A 6823-nucleotide genomic window follows, 5' to 3' on the forward strand; every position below is an offset into this window, starting at 1 on the left:
AAGGAGAAGGAGAAGGAGAAGGAGAAGGAGAAGGGGAAGGAGAAGGGGAAGGAGAAGGGGAGGGGGGAAGGGAGGGCCCTAAAACCGCGTCAGGCGGTCGGCCGCCCCATCGCCCGGTACGTCCACCCCGCCCGGCGCCAGAGCTCGGGATCCAGCGCGTTGCGCCCGTCCAGCACGAGCCGCGTCGACGCCACCTCGCCCAGCGCCGCCGGGTCCAGCTCACGGAACTCGCGCCACTCGGTGAGGTGCAGCACGATGTCGGCGCCGCTCACGGCCTTGATCGTGGAGTCGGCGTACCCGAGCGTCGGGAAGAGCCGCCGGGCGTTGTCCATGCCCTTGGGGTCGTAGACGGTGACCTGGCCGCCCTGGAGGTGGATCTGCCCGGCCACGTTGAGGGCGGGCGAGTCGCGTACGTCGTCGGAGTCGGGCTTGAAGGTGGCGCCGAGCACGGCGACCCGCTTGCCCAGGAAGGACCCGCCGCCCAGCGCCTGCCGGGCCAGCTCCACCATCTGCCCACGCTGGCGCATGTTGATGGAGTCGATCTCGCGCAGGAAGGTCAGGGCCTGGTCGGCGCCCAGCTCACCGGCGCGCGCCATGAACGCCCGGATGTCCTTCGGCAGACACCCGCCGCCGAACCCGATGCCGGCCCGCAGGAACTTCTTGCCGATCCGGTCGTCGTACCCGATGGCCTCCGCCAGCTTGGCGACATCGCCCCCGGCGGCCTCGCACACCTCGGCCATGGCGTTGATGAAGGAGATCTTGGTGGCGAGAAAGGAGTTCGCGGAGGTCTTCACCAGCTCGGCGGTCGGGAAGTCGGTGACGATGAAGGGCGAGCCCTCGCCGACCGGCGTCGCGTACACCTCCCGCAGCAGCTTCTCGGCGCGCTCGCTGCGCACGCCCACCACGATGCGGTCGGGGTGCAGCGTGTCGTTCACGGCGAAGCCCTCACGCAGGAACTCCGGGTTCCAGGCCATTTCGACGTCCGCCCCGGCGGGCGCGTGCTCGGCGACATAGGCGGCCAGCCGGTCGGCGGACCCGACGGGCACGGTCGACTTGCCGACGACGAGGGCCGGGCCCGTCAGATGCGGGGCGAGCGAGGCGAAGGCCGCGTCCACGTACGACATGTCGCAGGCGTACTCGCCGTGCCGCTGCGGAGTGTTCACGCAGACGAAGTGGATGTCACCGAAGGCCGCGACCTCGGCGTAGTCGGTCGTGAAGCGCAGCCGCCCGCTGGACCCCTCGATCCCGGCGACATGCTTGCGCAGCAGCTCCTCGAGGCCCGGCTCGTACATCGGGACCTCGCCCCGCCGGAGCATGTCGATCTTCTCCTCGACGACATCCAGCCCGAGCACCTCGAACCCCAGCTCGGCCATGGCCGCGGCATGTGTCGCGCCTAGGTAGCCGGTGCCGATCACAGTGATCTTGAGGGCCATGGAGTGCTCCTGGGATGTCCGGCCGTGAGGTCAAAGATGCTCTGGTTGTGCGCTGCCTGAGCATAGTCGGGGCGTGTTCGAGCCCTTCACCGGGCAGTTTCCCTCTGTCGCCAAGCTCACGTCTCTGTCGCGGGCGCGGGCCTCTAAAATCAGTGTTACTTAACGGTAGTTAGCATCGGGAGCGTGAGAGACCTTGGCCGGATCGGCTGATTTCGACCTGTACCGCCCGTCCGAGGAGCACGACATGCTCCGCGACGCGATCCGTGCGCTCGCCGAGGCGAAGATCGCTCCCCATGCGGCCGCCGTGGACGAGGAGGCCCGCTTCCCGCAGGAGGCGCTCGACGCGCTCGTCGCCAACGACCTGCACGCCGTGCACGTCCCCGAGGAGTACGGCGGCGCCGGCGCCGACGCGCTCGCCACGGTCATCGTGATCGAGGAGGTCGCCCGCGCCTGCGTCTCCTCCTCCCTCATCCCGGCCGTCAACAAGCTCGGCTCGCTCCCGGTGATCCTCTCCGGCTCCGAGGACCTGAAGAAGAAGTACCTGGGCCCGCTCGCCAAGGGCGACGCGATGTTCTCGTACTGCCTCTCCGAGCCGGACGCCGGCTCCGACGCGGCCGGTATGAAGACCCGTGCGGTCCGCGACGGCGACCACTTCATCCTCAACGGTGTGAAGCGCTGGATCACCAACGCGGGCGTGAGTGACTACTACACGGTCATGGCGGTCACGGACCCGGAGAAGCGTTCGAAGGGCATCTCCGCCTTCGTTGTCGAGAAGTCCGACGAAGGCGTCTCCTTCGGCGCCCCGGAGAAGAAGCTCGGCATCAAGGGCTCCCCGACCCGCGAGGTCTACCTCGACAACGTCCGCATCCCCGCCGACCGCATGATCGGCGAGGAGGGCACCGGCTTCGCCACGGCGATGCAGACCCTGGACCACACCCGCATCACCATCGCCGCCCAGGCCCTCGGCGTCGCCCAGGGCGCCCTCGACTACGCCAAGGGCTACGTCCAGGAGCGCAAGCAGTTCGGCAAGCCGATCGGCGACTTCCAGGGCATCCAGTTCATGCTCGCCGACATGGCCATGAAGGTCGAGGCCGCCCGCGCCCTGACGTACCAGGCGGCGGCGAAGTCCGAACGCGGCGACAAGGACCTCACCTTCCAGGGCGCCGCCGCCAAGTGCTTCGCCTCCGACGTCGCCATGGAGGTCACCACGGACGCCGTCCAGCTCCTCGGCGGCTACGGCTACACCCGCGACTACCCGGTCGAGCGCATGATGCGCGACGCGAAGATCACGCAAATTTATGAAGGCACGAACCAGGTCCAGCGGATCGTCATGGCGAGGAACCTTCCCTAGCGGGGCACGGACAGTAGCGGGGCACGAACGACACAGCCCCCGGCGTGCTGCCGGGGGCTGTTGCCGTACGGGGATCAGGCGGCCTCCGCCGCCTCCTGGACAGTCACTGTCCGGCCACCCGGGCGGCCGTCGTGCCGTCGTCGTCCTGGCGGAGGACGACGCGGAGATGCCGGGCGCGCCAGAGGATCAGCAGCCACGCGGACGGCAACTGAAGGGTGAGCAGTGCGAAGCCCGCCGTGACGAAGGCGTCGTCGACCGGCACGGCGGCGCCGTCCCGCCACGCGGAGAGGCCGCCCCACAGCAGCAGAACCAGCAGGTAGACGCCTCCGTCGAGCAGCGGGAGGCGCCAGACCGGCATGGGGGCGGTGAAGCGGCGCGTCAGGGTCAGGGCGAGCGTGGTCACGGCCAGGAAGACGTAGGACACGGGGTTCGCCGCCCAGAACGACACCCAGGACCCGACGTTGTCCGCGGCCACTGACCAGGCGAGGTCGACCACAGCTCCGGTCAGCCAGGATCCGATGGCGACGATCAGCGCGTAGGAGACAGCGCTGCGCCAGGTGACAGTCATGTCACGCTCTCCCGTTGGTGGGCCGATGGACCACCGCGCGGCGGTCCGCTTGCAGGGACAGTGTCCCCCTTCCGCCGCGGATCGCAGGCGTCGGGGCTTGCTACGGCGGTGGCGGCCCCCGCGAGGTGCGTGGGAGCCGCCGTGGGTGTGAGCCGGGGGTTTCCTACTTGTAGCGGCCCGTGTAACCGGTCAGGTTGGCCAGCTGGCATCCGGCCGGGCCCGACCCGGACAGGCACCAGGGGCTGGCGGCCTTGCGCTTGTACACGTCGGTCACCCGGCCGCCGTTGTAGATGTAGATGTAGTGGCTGGGCATCTTCCGGTGGTTTCCGGAGCGGATCTCCCAGTTGCCGTTCGAGCGGATCTTGAACTGCAGGGCGCCGTCGATCGCGTTGGGCAGTTTCTTGCTGCAGAACGGGTTGGTGGCGTGCGTCACCATGCGGATGTCCACGTAACCCGAGCCGCTGCCGAGCTTGCGGACCTGCATCTTGCTGCCGGACGCGGTCCGCTTGGCCACGACCTTGCCGGTCTTCTTGTTGTACACGTGCGTGGCGCCGACGCTTGTGTGCCCCTGGACCTTCTTGCTCTTCCAGGTGATCACCGCGTTGGCGGCCGTGCGATAGCTGGAACTGCGCCAGTTGAAGCCGCGGTTGTCGCCACCGAAGGCGTAGCCCTTGCCGTAGGTGCACACGGCCTTTCCGGCCATCAGCGGGGCATCCAGCCGCTTCTGCGCGATGAACGTCTCCCACGTCAGGGTCGTGGTGGTCGCCGCCGCGGCGGCCTCCGCCCGCGCCGTGGCCGTGGTGCGCATCGCCGTGAGGTCCGACTGGCCCTTCTTGGGAGCGGGCACGGTCACCTGCAGACCGAAGGTGCGGGCCTGTGCGGTGTCGCCGACCAGCTGCGGCACGATCTGGTACTGGTACTTCGCGCCCGGCGCCACCGTGGTGTCGCGGAAGCCTGTCGATCCGGCCGGCAACTCGGCGAGCACGGTGTCGCCGCGGACCACGGTGTAGCGGGCCTTGGCGGAGTACGACTTCCACGCCAGATCCACGAAGCGGGGGTTCGCGGCGCTGATGGCCCCCTCGGACGCCATGGAGCTGTCCACGACGGCGGTCTGTCCCGACGGCGCGGTGCGCACACTGAAGCCCTCGGTCTTCGCGGTCGCGGCCGGCGCGGCCGTGCCGGTCACGTCCCGGTAGGAGGTCGTCTCCAGGCCGAAGGCGGCCTTCACTGCGGCGGCCTTCGAGGCGGCGGGCTCGGCGGCGGCGGTGCCGGACGCGGTGGTGACCGTCGCGCCGAGCAGGGCGAGCGGCAGGACCGAGACGGCGGCCAGGCGGGATATGGGCATGGCGTTACGCAACGGTGCTCTCCATTGTTCGGGTGCTTGAGAAACCGAACGTAGTTGCGAGCTGCGCTTTGTCGCTATTGCCCGTTGGGGAGGTGAACGAAAGGGCGGTGTCGGCCGACGGCCGTGGCCTCGCCGCTACTTCTCCTCCGGCTCCTTCAGTATCGGCGCGACGATGCCGGACACTTCCTTCTCGGTCACGGTGCTCTGCAGAGCTCCGGCGATCCTGCCCTCGCGGTCGATGAACAGGGTGAAAGGAAGGATCTGCGGGTTCACCATGCCGGGCGGCAGCTTCAGGAACTGCTTGCCGTCCGGGTCGTGCAGGCTCGGATAGGTGAGGCCGAGCTCCCGCTGGAAGTCGAGGCCGAGCTTCCGGTCGGTGTCGCTGGTGACGCCCAGTACCTGAAGGCCCTGGTCGGCCAACTTGCGCTGCGTCCGCTCCAGGGCGGGTGACTCCTTGCGGCAGGGGGCGCAGGTGGAGGCCCAGGCGTTCACGACGACGACCTTGCCGCGGTAGTCGGACAGGCGCACCGGCTCGCCGTCGACGGTCGTGCCTGCGAAGTCGGGGGCATCGGCCCGGTCGGCCACCGGGAAGCTCTTGAACGGTGACGCCTGCGACTGCTCCGGGTCCGACAGCGACAGCGGTTCGGTCGTCGCACAGCCGGACAGCGCGAGGCAGGCCGAGACCGCGTACACGACCACTCGGGAGGTCGCCTTCGTCGTCGCCACGCTGTACCCCAACTCCCTTGACCCGAACCCGCGTCCGTACAGCTTAGGCGGCTGCGACGCAGGCGAACTCATGAGTGGGCGGGATCGTCCGGGACCTCGCGACAGGCCCTACGGGACGTCCGCGAGGGAAAGGCACTCGTTGCTCTGCCTGATGGATTTCACGACGGCGGAGAGGCCGACCAGGACGGAGTCGGGCGCTGCCTGACCGTCGGTCAGCTGAACCTCGACGGACGGTTCGCGGCCGTAGGTCATCAGTACTTCCCGGCCGTCCCTGTCCTTGCTCGTGCGCCACACCCAGTCGACGCCGTCGACCTGGGCACACGCGTCCTCGGTGGCCTTGAGCCTGGGGAAGCCACAGCGGGCGACGACGGCTCCGTCACCCCACACCGCGGCGCCCTCGGTGCTGGTGTCCGCCCGGTCCAGCCCGGCCAGCCGGTCGGGGTAGTGCTCGCTGATCCGGGCGCAGGCCGGATCGTCGGCCATGGGCGCGGCGGCGAAGCTGAAGGAGGGTTCGGAGAGCAGGCGCACGGTGATCACCGCGGTGGTGGCGAGTGCGATGGCGCCGATGGTCAGGCCGGCGATTCGGCTGCTGCGGGACATGACGGGATCGTACGGGGTGGGTGTGGACGTCCCTCAGGGCCGCCCGTGGCGGCTCACTTGCCCTTCGGGGAGGTGCTCTCGGGGGAGGTGTCCTTGGAGGAGGTGTCCTTCGGGGCCCCTCCCCAAGAGACATGGTGAACAGACGTGCCGACGGCCTATGTTCGAGCCGCGAGTTGCCGTCGGGGGACGGTTCACCCTCCGCGCCTCGCGCCCAACTCCCCTAATCCTGCTGTTTCCCAAGGGATGGATGGTTCACATGCGGATGAGTGTCAGGGCTCTGGCCATCACGGGTGTCGTCGCGGCGGCCGTGACCGCGGGTTCGCCGGTGACCGCGAACGCCGCGGAGACCGGTGCGCAGGCCTACAACAACGTGCGCCTGGTGAAGGTGTGGGGCAACATCGGCGGCAAGGACATCTGTATGACCATGGCCGGCAAGAAGAACAACGGCGCCCCGGCCAAGATCGCCAAGTGCGGCGGTGACACCACGCAGAAGTGGACGCTCAAGCGCATCAGCAGCTCCAGCGAGTTCTACACCGTCAAGAACACGAAGTCGGGTAAATGCCTGGGCGTCTCCAAGAAGACGAACGGCACGGTCGTCACCCAGCGGACCTGTAAGACCTCGGACAAGAAGCAGCAGTGGGGTCTGGGCGGCAGTCTGATCATCAGCCGGTACGCCGGGAACAAGGTGATCACGGCCGAGAAGAACAAGTCCGGTCTGAATCTGACGATCACCACGATGGGCGACAGCGACAGCAAGCGCGCGAAGCAGGAGTGGGGCACCGACTGAGGAACCCTCCGTA

Annotated in this window: 7 protein-coding genes; 2 read left to right on the forward strand and 5 right to left on the reverse strand. The window is 68.7% G+C overall.

Annotated features, from left to right (window positions below; translation table 11 throughout):
* Positions 1–89: 89 nt before the first annotated feature.
* Positions 90–1433, reverse strand: a complete 1344-nt coding sequence (locus tag I8N67_RS40520) for a UDP-glucose dehydrogenase family protein (protein WP_200309315.1) — start codon at positions 1431–1433, stop codon at positions 90–92.
* A gap of 193 nt (positions 1434–1626) precedes the next feature.
* Here I8N67_RS40520 and I8N67_RS40525 point away from each other — a divergent pair, with 193 nt between their 5' ends.
* Positions 1627–2784, forward strand: a complete 1158-nt coding sequence (locus I8N67_RS40525) for an acyl-CoA dehydrogenase (protein WP_200309316.1) — start codon at positions 1627–1629, stop codon at positions 2782–2784.
* 103 nt (positions 2785–2887) lie between these two features.
* Here the strand turns inward: I8N67_RS40525 and I8N67_RS40530 are convergent, their stop codons facing one another.
* From I8N67_RS40530 to I8N67_RS40545, 4 genes are all read right to left on the reverse strand, one after another.
* Positions 2888–3352 carry a hypothetical protein gene (locus tag I8N67_RS40530; protein ID WP_200309317.1) on the reverse strand — a complete coding sequence of 155 codons (465 nt, stop codon included), beginning with the start codon at positions 3350–3352 and terminating at the stop codon, positions 2888–2890.
* 163 nt (positions 3353–3515) lie between these two features.
* Positions 3516–4697: a hypothetical protein gene (locus tag I8N67_RS40535; protein ID WP_200309318.1), complete on the reverse strand. Its 1182-nt coding sequence runs from the start codon at positions 4695–4697 to the stop codon at positions 3516–3518.
* 135 nt (positions 4698–4832) lie between these two features.
* A complete protein-coding gene (locus I8N67_RS40540; RefSeq protein ID WP_307835521.1) occupies positions 4833–5423 on the reverse strand; it encodes a TlpA family protein disulfide reductase in 591 nt (196 codons plus the stop codon).
* Positions 5424–5531: 108 nt separating this feature from the next.
* Complete coding sequence (locus I8N67_RS40545; protein ID WP_200309320.1) at positions 5532–6023, reverse strand: DUF3515 family protein; 492 nt, start codon at positions 6021–6023, stop codon at positions 5532–5534.
* 262 nt (positions 6024–6285) lie between these two features.
* Between I8N67_RS40545 and I8N67_RS40550 the strand changes: the two genes are divergently transcribed.
* The gene (locus tag I8N67_RS40550; protein ID WP_200309321.1) at positions 6286–6810 is read left to right on the forward strand and encodes an RICIN domain-containing protein; all 525 of its coding nucleotides are present in this window, start codon (positions 6286–6288) and stop codon (positions 6808–6810) included.
* Positions 6811–6823 lie beyond the last annotated feature (13 nt).

This window comes from Streptomyces adelaidensis (genome assembly GCF_016598475.1).
GTDB classification, from domain to species: Bacteria; Actinomycetota; Actinomycetes; order Streptomycetales; family Streptomycetaceae; genus Streptomyces; species Streptomyces adelaidensis.

Bases quoted from the DNA above. Each gene is read 5' to 3' on its own strand.
- I8N67_RS40520 (WP_200309315.1), bottom strand. From the start codon at position 1,433: ATGGCCCTCAAGATCACTGTGATCGGCACCGGCTACCTAGGCGCGACA.
- I8N67_RS40545 (WP_200309320.1), bottom strand. From the start codon at position 6,023: ATGTCCCGCAGCAGCCGAATCGCCGGCCTGACCATCGGCGCCATCGCA.
- I8N67_RS40535 (WP_200309318.1), bottom strand. From the start codon at position 4,697: ATGCCCATATCCCGCCTGGCCGCCGTCTCGGTCCTGCCGCTCGCCCTG.
- I8N67_RS40550 (WP_200309321.1), top strand. From the start codon at position 6,286: ATGAGTGTCAGGGCTCTGGCCATCACGGGTGTCGTCGCGGCGGCCGTG.
- I8N67_RS40530 (WP_200309317.1), bottom strand. From the start codon at position 3,352: ATGACTGTCACCTGGCGCAGCGCTGTCTCCTACGCGCTGATCGTCGCC.